At 47.5% G+C, this 21,728-nt stretch carries 25 protein-coding genes, 2 pseudogenes and 1 riboswitch; of the genes and pseudogenes, 8 read left to right on the top strand and 19 right to left on the bottom strand.

The window, feature by feature from the left end:
• Nucleotides 1–50: 50 nt before the first annotated feature.
• Together pabB and KTG14_RS00415 are read right to left on the bottom strand one after the other, a co-directional pair.
• Entirely contained in the window at nucleotides 51–1,796 is a 1,746-nt protein-coding gene (gene pabB / locus KTG14_RS00410; RefSeq protein WP_216968361.1) for an aminodeoxychorismate synthase component I, read from the bottom strand.
• Nucleotides 1,771–2,394, bottom strand: coding sequence for an anthranilate synthase component II (locus KTG14_RS00415; RefSeq protein ID WP_216968363.1), 624 nt, complete (start codon nucleotides 2,392–2,394; stop codon nucleotides 1,771–1,773). Before KTG14_RS00415 ends, pabB begins: the two co-directional genes overlap by 26 nt.
• Before the next feature lie 208 nt (nucleotides 2,395–2,602).
• On the opposite strand from KTG14_RS00415, the gene KTG14_RS00420 reads away from it, so the two are divergent.
• Nucleotides 2,603–2,752, top strand: coding sequence for a hypothetical protein (locus KTG14_RS00420; RefSeq protein ID WP_216968365.1), 150 nt, complete (start codon nucleotides 2,603–2,605; stop codon nucleotides 2,750–2,752).
• Between the two features lie 364 nt (nucleotides 2,753–3,116).
• On the opposite strand, the gene KTG14_RS00425 is transcribed toward KTG14_RS00420, so the two are convergent.
• The 17 genes and pseudogenes from KTG14_RS00425 to KTG14_RS00505 form a co-directional block, all read right to left on the bottom strand.
• A complete protein-coding gene (locus tag KTG14_RS00425; protein ID WP_216968367.1) occupies nucleotides 3,117–3,515 on the bottom strand; it encodes a DUF1259 domain-containing protein in 399 nt (132 codons plus the stop codon).
• A gap of 239 nt (nucleotides 3,516–3,754) precedes the next feature.
• Complete coding sequence (locus KTG14_RS00430) at nucleotides 3,755–3,937, bottom strand: hypothetical protein (protein WP_216968369.1); 183 nt, start codon at nucleotides 3,935–3,937, stop codon at nucleotides 3,755–3,757.
• Between the two features lie 73 nt (nucleotides 3,938–4,010).
• Nucleotides 4,011–4,490 (bottom strand): flavodoxin domain-containing protein, encoded by a 480-nt coding sequence (locus tag KTG14_RS00435; protein ID WP_254177905.1) that lies wholly within the window; start codon nucleotides 4,488–4,490, stop codon nucleotides 4,011–4,013.
• Nucleotides 4,477–5,523, bottom strand: a complete 1,047-nt coding sequence (locus KTG14_RS00440) for a ribonucleotide-diphosphate reductase subunit beta (RefSeq protein WP_216968371.1) — start codon at nucleotides 5,521–5,523, stop codon at nucleotides 4,477–4,479. Before KTG14_RS00440 ends, KTG14_RS00435 begins: the two co-directional genes overlap by 14 nt.
• A 7-nt stretch (nucleotides 5,524–5,530) precedes the next feature.
• A pseudogene (locus KTG14_RS00445) lies at nucleotides 5,531–6,193 on the bottom strand (ribonucleoside-diphosphate reductase subunit alpha); the annotation flags it as partial.
• Nucleotides 6,194–6,379: 186 nt separating this feature from the next.
• On the bottom strand, nucleotides 6,380–7,117 hold the full coding sequence (locus tag KTG14_RS00450; RefSeq protein ID WP_216968374.1) for an NUMOD3 domain-containing DNA-binding protein: 738 nt from the start codon (nucleotides 7,115–7,117) through the stop codon (nucleotides 6,380–6,382).
• Between the two features lie 123 nt (nucleotides 7,118–7,240).
• Nucleotides 7,241–8,755, bottom strand: a pseudogene (locus KTG14_RS00455) (ribonucleotide reductase N-terminal alpha domain-containing protein); the annotation flags it as partial.
• Between the two features lies 1 nt (nucleotide 8,756).
• Nucleotides 8,757–9,245: an acyl-CoA thioesterase gene (locus KTG14_RS00460; RefSeq protein ID WP_216968376.1), complete on the bottom strand. Its 489-nt coding sequence runs from the start codon at nucleotides 9,243–9,245 to the stop codon at nucleotides 8,757–8,759.
• A 136-nt stretch (nucleotides 9,246–9,381) separates the two neighbouring features.
• A riboswitch (cobalamin riboswitch) is annotated at nucleotides 9,382–9,560 on the bottom strand.
• Nucleotides 9,561–10,409: 849 nt separating this feature from the next.
• Complete coding sequence (locus tag KTG14_RS00465; protein ID WP_216968378.1) at nucleotides 10,410–10,598, bottom strand: DUF3934 domain-containing protein; 189 nt, start codon at nucleotides 10,596–10,598, stop codon at nucleotides 10,410–10,412.
• A gap of 72 nt (nucleotides 10,599–10,670) precedes the next feature.
• Nucleotides 10,671–11,147, bottom strand: coding sequence for a glutathione peroxidase (locus tag KTG14_RS00470; RefSeq protein ID WP_216969075.1), 477 nt, complete (start codon nucleotides 11,145–11,147; stop codon nucleotides 10,671–10,673).
• A 26-nt stretch (nucleotides 11,148–11,173) separates the two neighbouring features.
• Complete coding sequence (locus tag KTG14_RS00475) at nucleotides 11,174–11,611, bottom strand: MarR family winged helix-turn-helix transcriptional regulator (RefSeq protein WP_216968380.1); 438 nt, start codon at nucleotides 11,609–11,611, stop codon at nucleotides 11,174–11,176.
• A gap of 20 nt (nucleotides 11,612–11,631) precedes the next feature.
• Nucleotides 11,632–12,051, bottom strand: coding sequence for an organic hydroperoxide resistance protein (locus tag KTG14_RS00480; protein ID WP_058382397.1), 420 nt, complete (start codon nucleotides 12,049–12,051; stop codon nucleotides 11,632–11,634).
• Nucleotides 12,052–12,538: 487 nt separating this feature from the next.
• Nucleotides 12,539–13,093: a methyltransferase family protein gene (locus tag KTG14_RS00485; protein ID WP_216968382.1), complete on the bottom strand. Its 555-nt coding sequence runs from the start codon at nucleotides 13,091–13,093 to the stop codon at nucleotides 12,539–12,541.
• A gap of 431 nt (nucleotides 13,094–13,524) precedes the next feature.
• Nucleotides 13,525–15,177, bottom strand: a complete 1,653-nt coding sequence (locus KTG14_RS00490; protein ID WP_216968384.1) for a b(o/a)3-type cytochrome-c oxidase subunit 1 — start codon at nucleotides 15,175–15,177, stop codon at nucleotides 13,525–13,527.
• Nucleotide 15,178: 1 nt separating this feature from the next.
• Nucleotides 15,179–15,646 carry a cytochrome c oxidase subunit II gene (locus KTG14_RS00495; RefSeq protein ID WP_216968386.1) on the bottom strand — a complete coding sequence of 156 codons (468 nt, stop codon included), beginning with the start codon at nucleotides 15,644–15,646 and terminating at the stop codon, nucleotides 15,179–15,181.
• A gap of 18 nt (nucleotides 15,647–15,664) precedes the next feature.
• A complete protein-coding gene (locus KTG14_RS00500; protein ID WP_216968388.1) occupies nucleotides 15,665–15,787 on the bottom strand; it encodes a cytochrome C oxidase subunit II in 123 nt (40 codons plus the stop codon).
• Between the two features lie 1,076 nt (nucleotides 15,788–16,863).
• On the bottom strand, nucleotides 16,864–17,559 hold the full coding sequence (locus tag KTG14_RS00505; protein ID WP_254177906.1) for a Crp/Fnr family transcriptional regulator: 696 nt from the start codon (nucleotides 17,557–17,559) through the stop codon (nucleotides 16,864–16,866).
• A 172-nt stretch (nucleotides 17,560–17,731) separates the two neighbouring features.
• On the opposite strand from KTG14_RS00505, the gene KTG14_RS00510 reads away from it, so the two are divergent.
• The 7 genes from KTG14_RS00510 to KTG14_RS00540 all read left to right on the top strand — a co-directional run bounded on the left by KTG14_RS00510 (nucleotide 17,732) and on the right by KTG14_RS00540 (nucleotide 21,689).
• The gene (locus KTG14_RS00510) at nucleotides 17,732–18,196 is read left to right on the top strand and encodes a universal stress protein (protein ID WP_216968390.1); all 465 of its coding nucleotides are present in this window, start codon (nucleotides 17,732–17,734) and stop codon (nucleotides 18,194–18,196) included.
• Between the two features lie 577 nt (nucleotides 18,197–18,773).
• Nucleotides 18,774–20,093, top strand: a complete 1,320-nt coding sequence (locus KTG14_RS00515) for a murein hydrolase activator EnvC family protein (RefSeq protein WP_216968392.1) — start codon at nucleotides 18,774–18,776, stop codon at nucleotides 20,091–20,093.
• Nucleotides 20,094–20,295: 202 nt separating this feature from the next.
• On the top strand, nucleotides 20,296–20,505 hold the full coding sequence (locus KTG14_RS00520) for a hypothetical protein (protein WP_216968393.1): 210 nt from the start codon (nucleotides 20,296–20,298) through the stop codon (nucleotides 20,503–20,505).
• Nucleotides 20,506–20,544: 39 nt separating this feature from the next.
• Entirely contained in the window at nucleotides 20,545–20,844 is a 300-nt protein-coding gene (locus KTG14_RS00525) for a hypothetical protein (protein WP_216968394.1), read from the top strand.
• 114 nt (nucleotides 20,845–20,958) lie between these two features.
• Complete coding sequence (locus tag KTG14_RS00530; RefSeq protein ID WP_216968396.1) at nucleotides 20,959–21,171, top strand: hypothetical protein; 213 nt, start codon at nucleotides 20,959–20,961, stop codon at nucleotides 21,169–21,171.
• A gap of 32 nt (nucleotides 21,172–21,203) precedes the next feature.
• Nucleotides 21,204–21,506: a hypothetical protein gene (locus tag KTG14_RS00535; RefSeq protein WP_254177907.1), complete on the top strand. Its 303-nt coding sequence runs from the start codon at nucleotides 21,204–21,206 to the stop codon at nucleotides 21,504–21,506.
• 15 nt (nucleotides 21,507–21,521) lie between these two features.
• The gene (locus KTG14_RS00540; protein ID WP_216968400.1) at nucleotides 21,522–21,689 is read left to right on the top strand and encodes a hypothetical protein; all 168 of its coding nucleotides are present in this window, start codon (nucleotides 21,522–21,524) and stop codon (nucleotides 21,687–21,689) included.
• The last annotated feature ends 39 nt before the right edge of the window (nucleotides 21,690–21,728 follow it).

A 21,728-nucleotide genomic window follows, 5' to 3' on the forward strand; every position in this document is an offset into this window, starting at 1 on the left:
ACATATCCTATTAAAAAAATTTCACATTGGGTCTTCCCAGCAGTCTGACTTCAGCTATTGATGTCATCGAGTTCCACTTTCATCCACCCGCGGACGCTGTTGATGAACCAGATGGCGTCGAATGTGTTGAGTTCATCTTTTTTCAGCACTTTTGATTCGATACGCCCTTCTTCAATCAGCTGCTCGCGGTAGGTGCCGGCAAGCAGGCCGCTTGAGACGGGCGGCGTGTAGTAACGGCCATCCTTTTCTGCGACCAGGTTGCCGATGGTGAACTCAGTCAATTCTTCACGGTCATTCCATAACAACACGGAAAAAGCGTCAGGTGCGTGCTGTTGATGCTGTTCATAGATGCCGCGGTTAGTCGTTTTGTGGTAGAAAAACGCATTTCGGCTGTCGACCGGCACTTTGGCGAGTGCGCAGCGGATCGGCTGCTCGATCGGGACTGCCGGTTGTGCGATCAGCTCCAACTTGCCATTGCGCTCAAGCGTCAGGCGCACTTTGAAAAGGCCTGTCGCATGCTTTGAAGCAAGCAATTCCAATTGTTTCGCCAAAGTCTCTTCATCCAATGCAAAACGGAAATATGCCGCGCTTTTTTTTAGCCGCGCGAGGTGAAGCGCGACCAGCGGATAGTTTCCGTCTTCCAGCTTAAGCGATTCGAGCAAGGCGAATTCCGGGCGCTGGTCGGTCAGCACGCGGGCTTTCGTCAATAGCTCCTCGTACTCGCCTTCGGAAGTCGAATCCCAGGTGATGCCGCCGCCCACACCGTAGCGCGCAGCCGATTTGTCCTGATCGATGACAACGGTGCGGATCGGTACATTGAAGACGGCGTTTTTTTCAGGCGTGATATAACCGATTGCGCCGCAGTAAACTTCCCGCGGCGTCTGTTCGAGCCCGGCGATATAGCGCATCGTGCTGACTTTTGGCGCGCCGGTGATCGAGCCGCACGGAAACAATGCTTGGAACCAATCGAATATGCTGAGCCCGTCGAGCAATTCACCTTCCACTGTTGACGTGAGCTGATGAACGGTCGGATATTTCTCCGCCTCAAACAATTTCGGCACTTTTACGGTTCCCGGCTTAGCCAGGCGACTCATATCGTTTCGCAATAGATCAACAATCATTAAGTTCTCGGCACGTTCTTTTTCCGATTCAAGCAGCACATCTAATATGGACTCATCTTCCCAATTCGTCCTGCCGCGCGGGGCTGTACCTTTCATCGGCTTTGTGCGGATGCGTGAACCGTCGATGCGAAAGAACAGTTCTGGCGAAGCCGACAGGATCTGATGGCGCCCTATATCTAAGTAAGCGCTGTAATCGGCTTGCTGATTGCGCGCAAGCTGCCGGTAAAATGCTTTCGCATCACCTTTGAATCCCGCGGTGAGACGTTCCGTGTAATTCACTTGATAGGTATTGCCTTCTTCAATTGCTTGGCGGATTCTATGGATGCCTTCTTTGTATTCAGGAATCGAACCTTCAAGCATCCAGTCGGATACTTCATAATGGGCAGCTTGCGCTGGTTTTGGCGCTTGTTTGTCGCTGTAGATACCAAACCATACGAGCGGCATTTCAGCACCTTCATGCACAGCCATTTCCGTATGGAAAGCAGGCGCCGCTTCGTAGGAAACATAGCCCGCCGCATAATAGCCTCGCGACGTGTAACGGTCAACTTGTTCAAAAACGATTGCTACATCCTCAAGCGACTTCGCTTCAAGCACCGCGTAGGGTTCGGAAAAAGCGACCGTTTCCGGCATTCCGTCGTCTTTCACAAAATCAAACTGCAGATAAGGGGCCATCATGTGCGCCTCCTTTCTTTTCACGATTCCATAATTGTGCGTTCTGATAAGCGGTCGCAAGCATCTGAAAACCATCTTTCGTCAAAATCGATTCAGGATGGAACTGGATGCCTTCAACCGGCAATTCTTTATGGCGCACGCCCATGATGCTGCCATCTTCTGCCCTTGCCGTCACTTCAAGAACGTTTGGCAGTGTGGCGCTGTCTGCCACGAGAGAATGATAGCGTACGACCGGCGTCGGTGAAGCGAGCCCTGCAAAAACCCCTTGCCCACCGTGTGCCACTTGTGACACTTTGCCGTGCACGGGTTTTGCGCCTTTATGGACTTTGCCGCCGTAAAACTCGACGATGCTCTGGTGGCCCAGGCACACACCGAGTAACGGCACAGTTCCGCTGAGCTGTTCGAGCGCTTTCGTCCCAACACCTGGTGGCAAAGGCTTGCCCGGCCCTGGCGACAGCACAATCAGTTCCGGAGATAAGGTCTCGATGTCTTGCAGCACGGTCTGGTCATTCTGAAAGACCTCCACACGCGCGCCGAGCCGCTCAAAGTAATGTACGAGATTATATGTAAATGAATCATAATGATCGATTATGGCAATCACAGGAAAAACTCCTCTTCAAATGAAATGTTGCGTATTTACATTATAAAGGGAGGATATGGATTAAGCATAGTTTATGTAATGGCGAGGTTTGATCCCAAGACAAAGTTGTTATATCTACAGTACGTATTAGAAAATATTTCCTTATATGTATTTTCAAACTTTGTCTAAGTTATACTATGATTAGCTTGTAATGAAGGGAGATAGCGTGATGGAAAAGAATTTACTCGTTTATATAGCAGTTGGAGCCCTTCTTGGACTGTTCTACGGCAGCATTTGGCAAGGAATCGCCGCCATGTCATTGGTTTATATTGCACTGCGACTTGACCATTTGATAAAGCTATTGGAGTTTAGAAAGTAAGGCGAGCAATTCAAACCATCTCCACCAAGGAGATTATTGTTGTTTGGCATCTTTCTGTTCTTGCGCTTCTTTTCTTTTCACCCTCTTCTCAAACCAAAATCCGCCGCGTATAAATAGGGTGATGAACAAAGCTTTAAGGATATTCTCCTTCAAATGCCATACCCCTTGCTCCATGTGATCCATCCAACTATTGAACGCCGCAAGCACTAGAAATCCTATGAACTATAGTATATATTCACGCATGTCTCTGCCTCCATCTGAACTCGAAAGTCTCATAATGGCTACGATAACACTTTACCTTTCGTTTTCCAAATAAAGGATGACTGCTAAAACCCGGATCGCCAAGCGTCCGGGTTTTAGCTATTTAATCGATCTGACGCAAGGCAGCAGCGAGGCGTGCGGCGAAATTCTCCGGCGGTTCCTCTGCAGTCAAGCGCAGACACACAATATTTGGGTTTGAGTCGATGCTTTGCTCAAATTCTGTTGGTAAGGCAATCGGGTATTGCTGCAACACTTTCTTAAATAAAGGTACTTCCTCGGGTAGCAGATAAATGTTTGCTTCATTCACGGCAGAGCCATCGGATTTCAGGTTTCGAAACGATATATCGTGTTCGAGTGTGCAATCAAAAGTTTTATCATGCAATTGAATGGTTATCGTCCGATTTTTTTTGATTAGGCATTCCATGTCCGTGGTATCGGTTTCTGCCTCAAGCAAGTTACCGACCTGTTGTGCCAGGTCCATGATGGTATGTTCGATTTTCATATCGTTCCCCTTTCTTAAAGCAAATTGCGCCGAAAAGAAAACGCCGAAAAAAACCCAGGAAAGGGCTTTTTTCGGCGTTGGTTCCAGCGCTATAGTCTGTTCCATTTTACCAAATTGCTTTTGTTTTCACTTGCAAGTGCTGATTCCTAACCGGAAATACTATGGTTTCCCGTTCGAGAATAATATAAGATAAACCACTCAAAAAGTAAAACTATTAGCCTAGAAAATCTTATACAAAATTAATCCTCTTCTTCATTTTCCTCATCATTTTCATTATCTTCCGAATCGCCTTGATCCTCACCTGGCATGACATCCATTTCCTGCTCCATCTCCGGCTCATCTTCCCCGCCGCCGCATCCAACAAGCATTCCCGCAGATAACATTGCCGCTGCACCGACTTTCAGCCATTTCTGCTGTGCCATTGACACTCCTCCTCTGTTTCAGTTCCTTACTAGCTCTATACCCGCTTGCCGGAAGGAGAAACTAAAACAGATTTCAAGTGTTAGCCGCTGACAGAAGGCCTGGTCGCTTGCTGTATTTCATCAGCACGCTTTTCGCAAATGCGTCACAGCGCGGGCGGTCATACGTGGATGGCATTTGTTCGACTTTGAGCGTCGCGGCTAAAATGCTTTTCGCATGAAGCATATCCCGGAACAGATCTACCGCGCCGCAATACGTCGCAAAGCAGCGGTCCCCTGTCCCGAATACACCTGTAATGAGCATCTTGTCCTGTTGTTCCATCGCTTCGAACAGGCCGTGCAGCTGCTTCGGGATTTCTCCGTTCATCCACGTGTAAGTGCCGACCAAAACTATATCGTAACGAGATAGTTTTGCAAGGCCGCATTCTTTCACAGGAAAAACATCCGGTTGAATCCCTTGCCGGACCAGGGCATCCGCTACCATTTGGGAGAGGCTTTCCGTGTGCCCCGTCGCAGAAGCATAGACAATTGCGACGTTCGGTTTATAATTCGTCAAAGCCGTTCGACTCCGATACTTTCGTATAGGCGCGTGATTTCTGTTCGAAGAAATCCGACTTCGTGCTGTTCATCATGTCGTCGCCGAAGACGCGGATCCACGGCATCGGGTTGTCGCGCGTTTCATAGAGGTTGCCGAGGCCGATTTGGCGCAGCCGCTTGTTTGCCAAATACTCAACGTATTCGTTGAACTCATCAAGATCAAGCCCCTCAATCTCCCCGAGGATATGCTGGGCCCATTCTTTTTCAAGTTCGACGGCATGCGCCACTTCCTCTCGAATCCAATTGTTCATGTCATCTGTCGCGAGCTCTGGGTTTTCCGCAATCAAGATGCGGATAAATTGGGAAACGAAATAAGCGTGCTGCATTTCGTCGCGCTGGATATAGCTGATCATCGTGCTAGTCTTGAGCATTTTCTGTTGGCGCGCGAGATGGTAGAAAAACGCAAAACCCGCATAGAAATAAATGCCTTCCAAATTGATCGAATTGACCGCAAGCTTCAATAAGTTCTCTAAATTAGGCTCGGTGCGGAACGCTTCGTACGCAGACAAGATGCGTGCGTTGCGCTTTCTGACGAGCGGGTCGTTCTTCGCTTCATCAAAACGGCGATTTTGTTCATCGAGCGGCACGAGCGAGCTGAGAACGTAGGAATACGATTCGGTGTGGACCGCTTCCTGTTGCGCAATGACAGCAAAAATCGATTTGAAGCTGGAATCGCTGACATAATCCATAACTTGAGTCATCGTCGGCGTCTGCAGGCTGTCGAGTGACGCCAGCTGCGTGTTGATGCGCAAAAAGACGTCTTTCTCAGTATCTGTTAGCGAATCCCAGTTTTTGATGTCATCCTGCATATTGATTTCCTGCGCTTTCCAGAAGTTCGCGAGTAGCGCTTGATACAAGTCATACATATGCGGATGGGCAATATCGTTCCAATTGAGCAAACCGGAGCTCGCCCCGCCAACAATGGCGGTCGAGCGATTCGGTGCCTCTGGGTCCATCAATGGCTGTTTCGTTAAAGTTTCCATACTCCTCATCCTTTCCTTAGCTTTCACATGCCTCGCATGCTTCGATTTCTTCTTGCGACGTGCTGCGCACATAATAGCTCGTCTTTAAGCCACATTTCCACGCTTCGAGGTGCAATTCCAATAACTCCTTGGCGCGGATCGTGTGCGGCACATACAAATTAAAGCTGATCGACTGGTCGATATGGCGCTGTCTCGCCGCATTTTGGCGGATGCTCCATTTTTGGTCCAATACGTGGCGCGCGCGGCGGTAATAATCATATGTCCGGTGGTTGAGGTCCGGTGCCGTCACGTTAAAACGGAAGTTCTTTTTCTCTTCTGCGTATTCGACGGCATACAAAGGATCGATGCCGTCTGTCGAGCCGCCGATTTTCGCGGTCGACGAGTTCGGCGCGACGGCCATCATCCAGCCATTGCGGACGCCGGATGTTGCGACTTTACGGCGTAGTGCATCCCAACGCTCTCCGGTATAACTGCGGCGTTCGAAATACTCGCCCGTATGCCATTCAGAACCTGTGAATTCACTGAAGACACCTTTTTCCTCCGCCAGCCCTGCGGATGCGCGAATAGCGTGCCAGGCGATTTCTTCGTAAAGTGTGTCGGCATAGTCAACTGCTTCTTGGGTTTCCCAATGGATGCCGCGAAGCGCCAGCAAATGGTGCCAACCAAATGTTCCTAATCCTCATTTATATTCAATAAAGGTCGTAAGCCTTTACCCGTTCTCTTATGAACTGCTGCATGTCACCATGCAGATTAGACTATATCACGTTCCTTTTTCAGGAACCCCTGCGTTTCCACTATCATAAACTTATAGTGTACTCTACTCCCTTACCTCTTCTAAAGAGTGGTTTCGATAGTCGTTAGGCTTTTATATCTCAACTTTTTTATATAAGTAATTAGGGAAATTATCATTTTTAAGTCTAGCTCGTACAGTCGTCCGCTTAACTCCGATTAATAGTGCACATTCAGATATACTCAAGTAGCAGATTCCATCGACTATGATTTCTGTTCTGTGAGGCATATTCTTTTTCATGCGTTCTACAGCTAACTTGGGTTTAGCAACTCCTTTATTACTTGAAATCCATCCACTCATGGCTTTCTCTTGGTACAACTGTCTTCTTATTTCTTTCCAATCACTTACATGGCTTTTTCCATAGAACGGATTCTTTTCTCCAGTTTTTAAAGATGCTTTTTCTGAAAGTATTTTTTTAACATCTTCAGAATGATGTTTTCCATAAAAGGGGTTGCCATTTCCTTTCATCTTTTCGGATCGGATTTTCCGTTCTATCTCAGAATAGATGCGTCCTTTTGTTCCAGTTCCACCCAAAGTTAAATTATATCCTTGAACAAAACTATTATATTTTGTTACATAATATGCTTCTAGAACGTAAAGTTCCTCTTGAGTAAAGTTTTTATTTTCTTCTATCACTGTAAAAGTAAAAGCCTCTTCTCCATACTTGTTGAAACTTTTTTGAAGGTGATCATTTCTATGTCTATTATTTCTCAAGTCAGAAAAATGACAAATTTTTCGTTTGTTTAAGTTTACAGTTTCACCAATATAATATTTTCCGGTTATGTTATTAAAAATTGAATAAATCCCTTTCATTACTTTTCCTCCTTTCTTTTAGATTAAGTTGAGATAATTTAGCACGGGATTGTCTCGTTTTGAGAGTTTCCCCGTTTAACAGGGTTTTCTTAAAGGGTTACCCCCTTAAGCCACTGGATACTCAATGGCGCGGTATTTCTCATTCGTCACTTCTGCCTGGCCGACAGAAATGGTATTCAAATCGATAACATTATCAAGCATGCGCAATTGAATCGGGATGAGGCGGGACAAGACGTCCGCCTGCACCGCTCTTGGCAAATTGATCGAAGACAAATTGCAGACGACGAAATCGCCCGGTTTTTTCACAGTAACAAGATTGCCTTCTTCGTCTTTGTATTCTTTGATGATTTCAGTCGGCGACATGTTTTGTGCGATTTCACTGCATAGATTGCTGCAGTAAATCGATGTTTTGCCGATGCCACGCAAGTGCTTGTTCGGGTTCCCGCGGTTCACTTCGTCGCGGTAGAACATATATGGTGTGCCGGTCTCGAGCTGTGAGACCATGATGCGCGCCATAACGTCCATCGCCCGGAACGACTTTCTTGCCAACAACGGATGATTGACCGCTTCTTCGTATTTTTCGGTGAAATATTTGCGGTCGATCTCGTCGTAAAAATCTTCCAAGCCGAGCAAATTGCCCTGATCGTCTTTCCAGCCCATCACTTGCTTGACTTCATGAGGGCAGAATGTATGCCATTCGCCGACACTGCGCCCATTTTCATCTGTTTCCTGCAATTTTTGCATAAACAAATCCGGAATCGATACGCCGGTGAAAATATCGTGTGCTTTGCGGCGCTCATCGCCGTTATTCGTTTTCAAATCCAGGAAACCGTTCATGATGTCTTTATGGAACACATCCAAATAGACCGCCACTGCGCCTTGGCGCTGGCCGAGCTGGTCGACGCTGACGGCTGTGTCATTGAGCAGGCGAATCCACGGAATCACACCCGATGAATTGCCTTTAAATTTACGGATGTCGGAACCAAGTGCGCGCACTTTTCCGTAGTAAACACCTAAGCCGCCGCCGTCTTTGCTGAGGCGCGCGACGTCCCAATTGTTTTGGTAGATGCCGTCAAGTGAATCCGCTACGGTGTCAATAAAGCATGAAGACATTTGCCCGAAGCTTTTCCCAGCATTCGATAAAGTCGGTGTTGCCACTGTCATATATAAATTGCTCATCGCCCAATACGCTTCCTTAACGAGTTCCAGGCGTCGCACTTTCGGTTCTTTCTGCATCAAGGTCATCGCGATAATTAAAAAGCGCTCTTGCGGCAATTCCCACACATGCCCGTCATAGTCTTTTGCCAAATAACGATCCGCCAATAAGAACAATCCTATGTAATTGAACAATTCATCGCGCTCTGGTGCAATTTCTCGTCCCAATAGGCGGATTTCATCCTCCGAATAGGCTGCCAGCAAATCCTTTGAATAAATGCCAACTCGGCTAAGCCCGTAAATCAATCCGTAAAAATCATCGTATTTGTTCGCTGCGCTGTAGCCGCGCGTTTGTGCCGCTTGCTCGTATAATTTCTCCAAATATAATCCTGCCGCCTCGAACGTCCAATGAGGTTCGTCCATCGACACCCGGTCTAGTGCATCTTGAATTTTTCTATCGCGTTCTACTGCCCCTAAAGTCATTTCAACACAGCTCCTTTGCGTATTCGTTTGCGATCATTCGGCGTTCTTTTCGTTCCTGTGCGTTCTCAAATAATCGTTTTTCATTTTCTGTTTCCGGCATTACGCTCGCGACCGGCGTCGGACGGCCTTCTGCGTCCACTGCGACCATTGTTAAAATCGATGTGGTTGTTAAACTGCGCGTGCCGCTTTCGATGTGCTGGCATTCTGCTTTGACGTATACTTCCATCGAAGTCCGTCCTGTCGAAATGACGACGCCTTCCAAGATCAAGATATCGCCGACTTTTGCCGATGATAGGAAATTGACGTTGTCGATTGATGCGGTGACGACTGCGCGCCGGCTATGTTTCATTGCCGCGATAGCCGCGATTTCATCGATATACGCGAGGACGGTGCCTCCGAAAATCGTGCCCATATGGTTGGTATCCGGCGGCAACACGAGCCGGGACTGGATGGTCCTGGATACACCTGCCGGAAGTTGTTCTCTATGCATATTGATTTCCTCCTTTTGACAACACAAAAGCCCCCACTCTCCGGAGAGAATGGGGGCATAAACGCAAGTTAATGAAGTGGGCACACTTGGGCCGCACAAACCAAACCTTTGTCATCCTTCCCAATTCCCGGAGAAGTGCAAAACGACAACAAAGGCAGGTCTCCTGGCTCGCGCGTCACTCTCCCCATGCCCTTCCCGTCCATTGGACAGTGGGATTTCATGGTTCGTCTGCGCTTACAGTTGCGGGAACAGCTCCGGGATTTTACCGGATTCCCTATTCAGCCCGTAGTGGGCACCTTTGTTGCGGTATCACTATATATGGTGTTGGTTTTTTACACCATCACCAAATCTTGTAGTTTCACTATAGACCAGTTCGAATTTCGCCGCAAGGATTTTCTTGTACTTCCTGTAGAAAGTGAAAAAGGTTCTAGTTGCTGTTATATTTTTCGTACAAACCTTTCAATTTGTAGTTATTTTTTGATACGAGGTGGTTCGCACTTTCTGATTCTGTGAAGACAGCGAGAGTTTGCTTGTAGAATGCATATGGTGTTGTGATTGTGCGTCATCTTGGTAGTCGCCCGCCTGCTTTGGGTTGGCCTTTCGCAATAAGCCAGGAAGAACGTCTGTCTTATTGCTTCGGCTCACCCTTTTGCGCTCGGCGGCTTAGAGATTTCATTGATTCGGGTATGTTTAAAAAGATCTGCTCCTTTAGATAGTTGCCGGCTATTGGGGGAATCGCTTCCCGGGACAGGGTTCAGTGGAGACAGCGTGAGCTTTCTTGTAGAACAGTTTCGGTGATTGGCTTGTTCATCTTGTTGGTAGCCGCGGCCGGGCTTTGGGTTGGCCTTTCGCAATAAGCCAGGAAGAACGTCTGTCTTATTGCGTCGGCTCACCCTTTTGCGCTCGGCGGCTTAGAGATTTCATTGATCCACGTGTGTTTAAATAGTTCTGCTTCTTTAGTTAGTTGCCGGCTAGTGGGGAAATCGCTTCCTAAGGCGTGAATCGGTAAGATAGATAGTGTTTAGTTCGGGAGCTCGTTTGTGCTTCATGTTGGTTTTCAATACCTTGCTTTGGGCAGCCCGCACCAAAATCCTCGCCGCTTTCCACCACCATTTCTATTTCCCGGGAAATAAAAAGGCCGCGCAATTGCCTGCGCGGCTTTGATTATCCATCGATCCATTCAGATTCAGCTTGTGGCTGTTTACCTTTTTGGTTCGTGGCTTCTTTATTGTCTTTGCTTGTATACGGCTTGAAGCTCTTGGCTTTGTTTTTGCCTTTTTCCCAACGGTTCCAGCCTTTTTTGCCGGTTCCTTGGCCTACGCCGCTTTTTGATTTCGCTTTCGCTTTGCCCATTTCTTTCACTCCCGTTCACTCATCGTGACGTTCAGCTTACCACATCCCGCCGCTTTCGTGAACAGTTCGTGTTTAGGCCTCGAGCACTTTCTGGATGTCTTTGTGCATCGAATCGGGCGTATCTTTCGGCGCGAACCTCGCCACGACTTTTCCGTTCGGGTCGACAAGGAACTTTGTGAAATTCCATTTGATGCCGCTCGACAGGAAGCCTTTCGTGTTCGATGTCAAATGATCGAACAACGGATGTGCTTCTTTTCCGTTCACTTTGATAATGTCATGCATCGGGAACGTGACGCCGTACGTCATGCGGCACGACGATTCGGCATCTGCCGCTTCGCCGAGTTCCTGGCCGAATTGATCGGACGGAAAGCCAAGTACGACAAGGCCTTCATCTTTGTAGCGCTGGTAAATCTTTTCGAGGCCGTCAAACTGGCCGCGCAGGCCGCATTTGGTTGCCGTGTTGACGATGACCATCGGCTGCCCTTTGTAGCGTTCGAGCTTGTACTCTTCTCCACTTGCATCGGTGACTTTAATATCATAGATTCCCATCATTCACCACTCCGTTCCCTTGATTTTCACAAATCCATTTCCCCGAAAAATGCATTTAAATCTTTCAAATTCTTCATCAGTTCGATGGCGTTGACATCGAGGTAATTGCAGCTGGTGATCTTATCATGAATGGCTTCGCCGATCGGTTTTTCATCTACACGCGATTGTTCGGTCAAGGAGATCCGGAAAGCACGGCGGTCTTCAGCCGATTGTTCTTTCACGATGCGGCCATTTTGAATCATCCGATTGATGATTGGGTTGAGCGTACCGGTACCGAGGCCGAGTTGCCCGCCGATCTCTTTCATCGTCAAGCCGTCTTCCTCCCACAGCACGAGCAACACCAAGTACTGCGTAAAGGTCAGGCCGAACGGTTCTAAGGTCTTGGCATAAAGTTTCGAGAAATTGCTCGAAGCTTTATACACTTCAAAGCATAATTGCTGTTCCAGTTTGGTTGGTTTGTCCATGTCATCACCTGTTTTTCTGCTTATCGAACGACAATCTCCACATCCACTGAATCTTTGATCGCTTTGGAATATGGGCAATACGCGTGGGCTTTGTCGACATATTCCTGTTTCTTGCCATCTTCCAGGCCGTCGATATCCACTTCAAGGCGTACTGCAAGTTTCACGCCGCCGTCCGTTTTATCGCCTAGCAAGGAAACCGTCGCTGTGACTTCGCTGTTCGTTACTTTCACTTTATCACGTTCCAGCACGAAGTCCAATGCACTGTTGAAGCAAGAGCTATAGCCTGCCGCAAACAATTGCTCAGGGTTTGTCGCCGTGTTTGGCTGGCCGCCGAGCGCGACTGGTTTTGCCACATCGAGGTTGAAAATATTATCCGGTGAGTAAACCGTGCCTTCACGTCCGCCGCTGTTGATCATTGTCGTTTCAAATATTGGTTTCATTTTTATATCCCTCCAAGAATTATATCTTACACGATCTACATTAATTTAAATCGTACACGATGTAAAATGAAACGCTTTGATTTTTGCCAAAAGAAAAATCCCGGATGCAAGATTCGGGATTTCCCAGTGTGTTGAAGAAGGCTATTAATCCATTACGAAGTAGAATGGATTTTTTTCTACATTCAAAAATCAATGATCTTTCTAAGTATTTGGAGAAGCGTTCGCTCGTAACCCCTTCTGCTCAATAATGCTGCGCATTACTTTCGCAAAGATAATGTCTCCCGTAGGTCGACCTTATCTTTCCAGTGGATCAGCGAGACGACCGAGACCCCGCAAGGCGCAAAGCGACTGAGGAGGCTTGGGCGCGAGCCCACGGAAAGCGAGCGATAAGCTTTGGAAAATACGATTTCTTACCTTTCTCGACAAACTGAAAAATCCCGGATGCAAAATCCGGGCTTTCCACTTCTTTATTCGCGATAGCTGAGCTTCAATAAATATAAGGAATCAAGCGCGCGCGGTGCTTCATCCATTCCTTGTATTCGGGTCCGAACTTTTCAACGAGCAAGGCTTCTTCGTGCTGCATGCGTTTATTGAGTGCAAAAGCGAGCAACAAGCCGCCGGCAATCGCCGCAATGGGGCTCGTAAAGAACAGCGCCATGCCGATGCCGATCAAAAACAAGCCGGTATAAAGCGGATGGCGCAGCTTGCGGTAAGGGCCGCTACTGACGATCATATCGCCTTCACGCACCGTCACATGGCGAGTAAACTGCGATTTCAAATGGATAATTCCCCAAAATCGCAAAAAGACACCGATGATAAGCAGCATGAGCCCAATCGGCCTGAGCACCGAGGCAATTTCTGTTCCCGCCAGTTCCTGGAGCCCAAAACCAACCGCGATGGTGGCGATCAGCGACAACAGAATCCCAAAGAACGTTCTTTTTTCGACCGGGTCGCCTTGCCCGGTCTCACGGTTTTTAAATACGATGAATTCGACCAGCCAAATAACGCTCACGGCGGTGAAAACCCAGTCCATCCACCCCATCACATCCACCTCTTTCTTCTTCCTAAAATACTATAGAAAATGCCGCTCAAATACAATTTCCAACTGGTTGCGCATAGTTAAAAGATTCCAGTGAGCGGAAGCCGGTGACTCCTGCGGAAGTAGTGACGGAGCAAAGCGAAGGAACGACACGAGCCGAAGACCCTGCAAGCGAATGAGCGAAGTCATTCGTTTGCGAAGCTCGAACTTTGTGAGAGTTGAGCAGGAGGTTTTTAGCGCAAGCGACGAAGCGGCTGAGGCCGTGCCCGCGGAAAGCGTCCGGCTGGAGCGAGACACAAAAAGCTGCCCCGGCACGTTGCCGGAACAGCTCTTCTTTAGTCTTCGTCCGTCACCGACAACTCAACGAGCATCGCGGTGAAAACGATGAAAATGACCATTAATGCGATTACCATCGTGAACATTGTCCTCAACTCCTACCATGTAATAAATCCTTTCGAGCCAGGTGGTGCGTGTTGGATCATGTGGGTCAGTGGAATCGCGTATGCAATGATGATCAACGCGGCGGCGATACTGATCCAAATCCACCAGTTCTCCAGCCATTTCGGCGTATTCGACATATCGCTTTCGGCCAGCGGAAATTCCACCATCTGTTCAGGCGTTTCCGCTTTTGGCAAAACGAACATCGTCATGATGACGATATACATCAAAATCATGGCAGACAGGAATAAAATCGTCCCGCCGATCGCCATCGTCACATGGTTAGAGATGATGCCGTCAAACCATTCCATCGCCGACGGATGATCGTTATAGCCACTGTAAGCTGTGCGGCGCGGAGCCCCCATCAAGCCTAATACGTGCTGAGCAGTCGACATGAGCAGCATGCCGATCGACCAAGTGATAATCTGGACAAAGCCGAGACGCTGCATGCGCTTCGTGAAACGGCGCCCCGTTAAGTACGGGATGAGCCAAAAGGTCAATCCCATAAACGTCATCGCAACAGGCGTCCCGACGGTAATATGGAAATGCCCGACAATCCATAAGGTATTGTGGACGACTTCATTCAATTGGAAACTGGCATTGATGATTCCGCCAGCGCCGCCGGGAATGAAGAACGCCATGGCGATGAAAATCGACGTGAAACGGACATCTCGCCACGGCAGTTTCTTAAACCAGCCAAAGAGGCCCGTGCCGCCTTTTTTGCGCCCTGAAATTTCAAAGGTCGCAAACATCGAGAACGCCGTCATGAGTGACGGCACGATGACCATAAACGTCAAGACCACTTGCAGGAACTTCCAGAAGTTCGAAATGCCCGGCTCGGTCAATTGGTGGTGGAAGCCGACCGGGATTGAGAACAGGATAAACAAGACAAACGCGAGACGCGCCAAGGAATCACTGAACACTTTCACGCCGAGCAATTTCGGAACGATTGTGTACCAAGCAATATACGCCGGCAGCAGCCAAAAATACACGAGCGGGTGGCCGAAATACCAGAACAAGGAGCGGCTCAGTTCCACATTGATCGTATCTGTCCAGCCGAATGCCCACGGAATGTATTGAAACAACACTGTTGCGACCACGCCGAGACAGGCGATGATCCATAACACGATGGTCGTAATGGTCATGAAGGCGAACAAAGGACTCAACTGCCCTTTATTTTTGCGGCGCCATACGATGTAATGGCCGACCAACGCGAAACTCGAAACCCACGTGCCGATAATGACCAAAGCCAAGCCGACGTAATAAAAGCCATTTGCTTTCAGCGGGGCATAAAAGGTATAAAGCACCGAAGCTTCCCCAGCAATGATCATCACTGTAGCCATGACCGTACCGAGTAGCGTCACCCACAGACCGATCCATGAAAACAAACGGACTTTCGGGCCGAAACTGCCAAGGCTTTTGCTCATGCCGGTGATAAAGAAGGCGAAAATGAAAAAAGTCGTATAAATAAGGGCAAGCAATACGCCGTGCGCGGTCAGAATTTGGTAATAATCGAGCCAAGCTGGGAGCTGGAGTGCGTCGTTGCGGATAAAGACCTGCAAGACGCCCATGAGCGTGCCGATCAAAAATGCAGTATAAGCGACACCTAGATGCCATAAAGCGATTTTGCGTTCTGGTTGGGCAATCATGTCAGTACACCTCAATTTCCGTAGACATCATATGATGCCCGGTTCCACAGTATTCGTTGCATAGAATCAAATACTTGCCCGGTTCTTCAAATGTGTAGGATTTGGTCGTGATCCGTCCGGGAACGACCATCATATTGACTTTCGTATCATCGATCGTAAAGCTATGTACCACGTCTGTGCTGGTGACTTTGAAAATGATTTCTTTGCCGGCCGGCACCCGCAAGTCCGGTGCGTTGTAGCCAAAAGCCAGTGCGACAATCGCCACTTGGTACGTGTCTTCGTCCAATTGCGTGACGCCCGGGTTATCGAATGGGGCGGTTTCGTTCACCTTCTCCGGGTCGATGGTGTCCATCCCCCCGGACGGCGTGTGGTTTTGTGAAAACGCGCTGACGCCGACGACGCTCAAGAAGACGATGAGCGAGACGATGCCGAAACTGAGCCAAATCTTCTCGTATTTGTGGAAATGCATGATGGATCTCTCCTTTTTTTATCTCGCTACGTACATCAAATACACGGCAACCCACATGGCAACGATGACGATGCCGACGAAGAATACACTGACGAGTGTCCCTTTCAAATTCACTTCATGATTCGATTGCTTCTTATCCATTGCTTTCACCTCATCACTTGTTTACTGTTTCCTTTAGCATAGGACTTAAGTTTCGGTTTAGCTGTGACATAAATCACACCTGGCCGCATTTATTTTCAGCTGTCCATATTTTCGCCAAAAAAAGAAAGCCTGCGGATGGGCAGGCTTTTGGGTGGTTACTATTTGTTGGAATGAAAAATGGAGATAGCTAGAGATAGCGTGTGGCGTTGTTTCGCTGTTCTATTTTTCTTCTTGGTAATATTCGCTGCCTTGCTTTGGGTTAGCCTTTGGCAATAAGCCAAGAAAAACACCTGTCTTACTGCGTCGGCTCACCCTAGGCGCCGGCAGCTGAGAGATTTCATTGAGTCGGATGTGTTTAATCTGATTTGCTTCTTTACGTGTTACCGGCTAGCGGGGGAATCGCTTCCCGGATCAGGGTGATTGAAGATAGTTAGGGTCTGCGAGTGGTGTTGTTGTCGTGTTCTATTGGTGCTTCATGTTAGTCGCCGCCGGGCTTTGGGTTGGCCTTTGGCAATAAGCCAGAAAGAGCGCCTGTCTTACGGCATCGGCTCACCCTTTTACGCTCGGCGGCTGAGAGGTTTCATTGTGTCGGGTGTGTTTAATGAGATCTGCTTCTTTATTCAGTGGCCGGCTAGTGGGGGAATCGCTTCCTGAGATGGCGCATCTGAAAAGCCGCTGATTGAGTAAGTTAAGTTTATGGGTTTGTTTGGTAGATATAGACATGTGACCCTTCATTCTTCTACCTGTTTGAAGCAAGCTATGGAATGATATGAATTTACACATTTCATTTTAAACAAGCTGAAGAAACGACTTTCCACTCTAAGACTAGAGACGGAGTGGAAGGGGCCGACGCCTGAGGGACTGCGCGGGCTGGCGAGACAAATGAGCTGCGATCTTTGCAGCTCATTGGCTCAACACCCGCCCCTCGGCAAGCGTGCCCCTGAAACGCAGTCGAAAAGCGGAAGCTTTTCCTTTCATGGCTCTTTTTGTTTCAGTTGCATCTTCCCACTCTTAAGGAGTAAAAGCTGATATTACCAGAGCACACAAAAATCCTAACGTTACGGCAGTCTTTACAACTAGTCGATTTTGCAGAGGTAGATTGGGCATTCTTCGCAATTGATGTCGAATTTTAGTTTGGGGATATTGTATAGTACGATTTTGCCGTCCTTCATGCCGACGGTTCCTTGTTTACGCAAGTCGCTGAGCATCCGGTTGACCATTTCCCGGCTCATGCCGCAAAAATTCGCCAGCTCCTGGTTCGTCAGCAAAATATCAATCAGTAAACCACCTTCAGCTTCTACACCGTAGCTATTGCCAAGGCGGATCAAAGTAGAATACAAAGCCCCTTTTTTGCCATGGAGCATCAAGTCTCGGAAACGGGTTTGCGTTTTCTGCTGGTCGATACCCATCCATTTCATAAACGCCATCGCAAGCGAAGGGTCTTTTTCGAGTGATTGTTCCAACTCTTCGACGGGAATTTTCAAACAACTAGTTTGGGTCAGCGCCCGGGCCTCCAGCAAATACGTGGCGCCTTGTGCGAACACCGTAATTTCGCCGACCATTTGCCCGGTGCCGCAAATCTTCAATGCCAGCTCACGGCCGTCCGGTGTTACTTTTCCGATCTGCACTTTTCCGGAACGGAGAATGTAAAGGCCTTTCACCGCCTCCCCTTCCCGGAAAAGATAATCGCCTTTTTGATATTCTTTGACTTGGTGGCTGATTGTCAATAGCTTCTCAAGCTCTGGCGTCAAGGTGCCGATTTCTGATTCCAAAGGGTTCTTGCTCCTTTCTGGTGCTCCTGCTTTTTTTCAAGCGTATCATATCTTCCGTAAAATTTGGATGCGTCTTCACAATTACGCAAGAGCTTCGATGAAATTTTCTGAAAAAAGAAGGAAGTCTCCAATGATGTATCGAAAGGTAGCAGTATAGAAGGAGGAATGAACAATGACTTTGAAATATTCTCGAATTATGGTGGCAGTGGATGGTTCGAAAGAAGCGGAATGGGCATTCAAGAAAGCCGCTGCAGCAGCTTCGCGAAATCATGCTGACCTCTACCTCGTGCATGTCATCGATAATCGCTCATTCGGCTCCATTGAAGCATACGACCGTACGATTGCAGACCGCACGCTTAAAAGTGGGGAAGAATTGCTTGCCCGCTACAAGCAAGAAGCAACTTCACACGGCGCTACAAATGTCCATACGATGATTGAGTACGGTTCGCCGAAAACCGTCATTCCGAAGAAACTGGCGAACGAACTAAAAGTGGACGTCATCGTTTGCGGCGCTACTGGTTTGAATACTGCAGAACGCTTAATCATGGGAAGCGTCTCCGAACGCATCGTGCGTACAGCCAAATGCGACGTACTTGTAGTCCGTAGAAACCAGGAAGACATCGACACAGACGAATAACAAGATCCAAAATAAGAAAAGCCTTTCCCGGTCAAAGCGGGAAAGGCTTTTCTTCGTCTCATTCCGTTTCGCGGGACTGCTGGAATGCCAGCCTATCCCATGACGTAGAGCACATATCCGGCGGCAACTCGCTTACGACTGATTATTTTAACGGTATTTATATTAGTGATTTCACCGATCCATCTCCCCTTCGTATATTGCCATCCCCTCCTTCCCATTTTTCCAACTTCTCTTGTTGCCGAAATTGCACACCCAATTTTTTAGCGATAGGAAAACAACAGCCTTTTGTAGACATATTCTTGTCTGAAATAATAGAAAACATGAATTATTCCGCAAAAACATTACTTTCTTCTTATGAAAAATTACATTTTCTCCGCTTATATGTCGCTTATGACAGAATATACCTAGATTTGATAAGAAACTGTAATAATAAACAGGTTTATGCGGTGGTACAATGGATCTGCCGGAATTTTTGACGGCTTTTTTTCATGGCCTTAGCCATCATTTAATACTTCAGAAAAGAATTCTTATATAGAGAAAAAGAATAATTAAGGGAATACGAAAGGAGCACAACACATTGAACACATGGTCCAAATGGTTCGTCGCGGCATTATCCGCTGTTCTGGCGTTATCAATTTTCTTGCCGACAGCAAGTGCTGATAAATTGTCCGACCTCGAAAAAGAAAAGCAACAGGTCGAGCAAGAAAAGAACAACTTGAATTCCGAAATCCAGTCAAAAAACAATGCAATTGTCGAAAATCAGACAGAGCTCGAAAAAATCATGAACAAAATTCAGGAATTGAACGGCGAGATCGAGGAAACACAAGGCAAAATCGACGCCGTTCAAGCACAGATCGATCAAACGAAAGTCGAAATCGAGGAATTGAAAGAATCGATTGAAGAACTGGAACGCAAAATCGCAGAACGCGAAGAACTATTGAAAGAACGGGCACGCGCTATCCAATTGAGCGGCGGTTCCGTTGACTATATCGATGTGTTGCTTGGGGCGAACAGCTTTGTCGACTTTATCGACCGCGCTTCTGCTGTTAATACCTTAATCGAAGCAGATCGTGAAATCATGCGCGAACAAGCAGCAGATAAAGAGCTTTTGGCTGAACAAAAAGCGGAAGTTGAAGAAAAACTTGCGAAACAAGAGAGCCAAAAAGCAGAACTTGTGGACTTGAAAGATTCATTGGACGCACAAAAGAAAAAGCAAGACGATTTGCAAGATGATTTGAAAGCAGAACAGAAACGCCTGGCAAAAGAGAAATCAAAACTTGAAGAAGACCATGCAAAAGCCATGAACATCAGTTCTTCACTCGAAAAGAAAATTGGCAAAGAACAAAAACGTTTAGCGGAAATCGCACGTAAAGCGGAAGAAGAACGTAAAGCGAAAGAAGCCGCAGCCCGTAAAGCGGCAGCGAAAAAAGCCGCACAATCTAACGCTTCTTCAGCCACTGTCACACAAGCGGCAGCGCCTAAATCAAGCGCTGGGTTTATCCGCCCGGCAGCTGGACGCTACACTTCAGGTTTCGGCGGCCGTGACATCGGAGCTGGAGCCGAGTCTCACCTTGGCATGGACATCGCCAATAGCCCAGGAACGCCAATCCATGCAGCAGCAAGCGGTTATGTATCGCACGCTGGTTCAATGGGCGGTTACGGCAATGTCATCATCATTACCCACGTCATCAACGGACAAAATTATGCAACGGCGTATGCACACTTGAATTCCATCAATGTTTCTGTGGGCCAAGCTGTCTCTCAAGGACAGAATATTGGCGGCATGGGCAACACTGGACGTTCAACTGGCCCGCACTTGCACTTTGAAATCCATATCGGCAGCTGGAACGGTGCCCGCTCGAACGCAGTGGACCCAGTCAGCTACGTTGGTGGTTGATCAACATCCATTATAAATAAAAGGCAGTACCCGAAATTCTCGGGTACTGCCTTTTTTGTATCTCCTGAATTCTGCCAAGGAGTTAAATTCTTCCTTTTGTATGTTAGACTGAAGGAAATAAACAGATTTCTTTCTATATATTACTCATTGCATAAGATCCACTATCATTTAAGGAGTCGGTTCATTGTGGAGGAAAATCAATATGGGAATGGCGATTGCAGCAGTGCTTTTACTAGCCCTCTTATTGACCGGGAATGAATTTAAGCCCTTCCCTAATTTCATCTTCGCTTTTTTAGCATTGATGTCTTTATTGCAGAGCATCGAAAGCTTCGGCGAGAAAAAAAGATGGGAAGGCTCGCTCCAAGGATTTGTTTGGTTGGTTTCTCTTTTGGTCGTTGCCACCAGCTTTTAAGCAATCGAACACACCCCCATACGGAAAGGAGATAGCCACATGAAGACACTTCTCGAACTGATTCGCGTGTTTGCCATTTTAGCGATCCTGGGAATGGGCGGCGGATTGATTTTGACAGGTTTTTACTCAGGCAGCCCTGACACCGAGCCGTATCGTTGGCTCGGCGGCGTAGCGGTGCTATTGCTGATTTTTGTGCTGTATCGCAACAAGCTGCAATTTTCTGGCTGGTATCAAGGTACTGGACGCAACAAACTTCGGCGGCCTACTACGATTTTATTGGTATCCGCTTCTGTTTTGCTGATGATTTCACCGTTTGTTTTAGGAGCCTTTTCGGCTTAAGCAGCTGATTTAAACAAATTTCAATAAAGAGGTGAAGCAAAGGATTCCAATTCAGAAAGGAACGAGAAGAAGATACACAATCCATACTTTTCTTTAAGTATCGGCGCTGTAGGAATGTTGCTCCTGACTTTTGGCATCTTTGAATTGGTGATCGGCAATATGGGCATGAATCCCGCTGAGTTTCTTCTGCCGTGTGCTGGATTGATCATCTTGGTGCACTATATCTATTACTTAGAAAGGAAAGCAGGCATCAGCAATAAGTTGATCTGGATCCGAGCATTGGCGCTTATGACAGTCTTGGCGGTGGGGGCATATATTGCTTATTGAGCTGTTTATCCTGATAAATGAGAGGTGCTATTTTGGAGACGAAGACGCAAGGAACTTTTACTGAAGCAAAACCGATTGTACTGACTTTGTTATTGGTCCTTGCAGCTATTGTAGTGCTAGTGACTGGTTGGGTACTTCCCAATATAAATTTCTGGGTTTATTTCTTCTTATATGGCTTCATCGACTTTGGATTCATACTGGCCATGGTTTTAGGGATACGCACCAAAAACAAGCCGGTTATGGTTTTCAGCGTCATTGCAAACAGCATCTTTTTTGCAGCACTTTCCAGCTTTATCTTCCTGCTGTTGCTGGGGCACGGCATATCCGAACCGTAAATTAGGAGGGCTTCAATGAAACAGCAATTGCTGTCCATCTTTTCGTACTTGTTATTTCTCGCGCTGCTCATCCCTTTCGCTTATTCTGCCAGTCGTTTAGGGATGCTGTTATTCGAAGGACTATTTGCGCTCGGTTTCTACTCGCCGCTCGTGCTGGCCGTTATCGGATTTGTGGCGGCTTGATTTGGGGTCCGGACTGTTTACCGAATGCTGCTCACCAGC

The sequence above is a fragment of the Planococcus sp. CP5-4_YE genome, from assembly GCF_019042655.1.
Taxonomy (GTDB): domain Bacteria; phylum Bacillota; class Bacilli; order Bacillales_A; family Planococcaceae; genus Planococcus.

Bases quoted from the DNA above. Each gene is read 5' to 3' on its own strand.
- KTG14_RS00430 (WP_216968369.1), bottom strand. From the start codon at position 3,937: ATGGCACAGCAGAAATGGCTGAAAGTCGGTGCAGCGGCAATGTTATCT.
- KTG14_RS00510 (WP_216968390.1), top strand. From the start codon at position 17,732: ATGACTTTGAAATATTCTCGAATTATGGTGGCAGTGGATGGTTCGAAA.
- KTG14_RS00520 (WP_216968393.1), top strand. From the start codon at position 20,296: ATGGGAATGGCGATTGCAGCAGTGCTTTTACTAGCCCTCTTATTGACC.
- KTG14_RS00540 (WP_216968400.1), top strand. From the start codon at position 21,522: ATGAAACAGCAATTGCTGTCCATCTTTTCGTACTTGTTATTTCTCGCG.
- KTG14_RS00490 (WP_216968384.1), bottom strand. From the start codon at position 15,177: ATGATTGCCCAACCAGAACGCAAAATCGCTTTATGGCATCTAGGTGTC.
- KTG14_RS00440 (WP_216968371.1), bottom strand. From the start codon at position 5,523: ATGAGGAGTATGGAAACTTTAACGAAACAGCCATTGATGGACCCAGAG.
- KTG14_RS00525 (WP_216968394.1), top strand. From the start codon at position 20,545: ATGAAGACACTTCTCGAACTGATTCGCGTGTTTGCCATTTTAGCGATC.
- KTG14_RS00475 (WP_216968380.1), bottom strand. From the start codon at position 11,611: ATGGACAAACCAACCAAACTGGAACAGCAATTATGCTTTGAAGTGTAT.
- KTG14_RS00530 (WP_216968396.1), top strand. From the start codon at position 20,959: ATGTTGCTCCTGACTTTTGGCATCTTTGAATTGGTGATCGGCAATATG.
- KTG14_RS00450 (WP_216968374.1), bottom strand. From the start codon at position 7,117: ATGAAAGGGATTTATTCAATTTTTAATAACATAACCGGAAAATATTAT.
- KTG14_RS00425 (WP_216968367.1), bottom strand. From the start codon at position 3,515: ATGAAAATCGAACATACCATCATGGACCTGGCACAACAGGTCGGTAAC.
- KTG14_RS00460 (WP_216968376.1), bottom strand. From the start codon at position 9,245: ATGCATAGAGAACAACTTCCGGCAGGTGTATCCAGGACCATCCAGTCC.
- pabB (WP_216968361.1), bottom strand. From the start codon at position 1,796: ATGATGGCCCCTTATCTGCAGTTTGATTTTGTGAAAGACGACGGAATG.
- KTG14_RS00500 (WP_216968388.1), bottom strand. From the start codon at position 15,787: ATGGATAAGAAGCAATCGAATCATGAAGTGAATTTGAAAGGGACACTC.
- KTG14_RS00480 (WP_058382397.1), bottom strand. From the start codon at position 12,051: ATGAAACCAATATTTGAAACGACAATGATCAACAGCGGCGGACGTGAA.
- KTG14_RS00465 (WP_216968378.1), bottom strand. From the start codon at position 10,598: ATGGGCAAAGCGAAAGCGAAATCAAAAAGCGGCGTAGGCCAAGGAACC.
- KTG14_RS00485 (WP_216968382.1), bottom strand. From the start codon at position 13,093: ATGGGGTGGATGGACTGGGTTTTCACCGCCGTGAGCGTTATTTGGCTG.
- KTG14_RS00420 (WP_216968365.1), top strand. From the start codon at position 2,603: ATGGAAAAGAATTTACTCGTTTATATAGCAGTTGGAGCCCTTCTTGGA.
- KTG14_RS00470 (WP_216969075.1), bottom strand. From the start codon at position 11,147: ATGGGAATCTATGATATTAAAGTCACCGATGCAAGTGGAGAAGAGTAC.
- KTG14_RS00495 (WP_216968386.1), bottom strand. From the start codon at position 15,646: ATGCATTTCCACAAATACGAGAAGATTTGGCTCAGTTTCGGCATCGTC.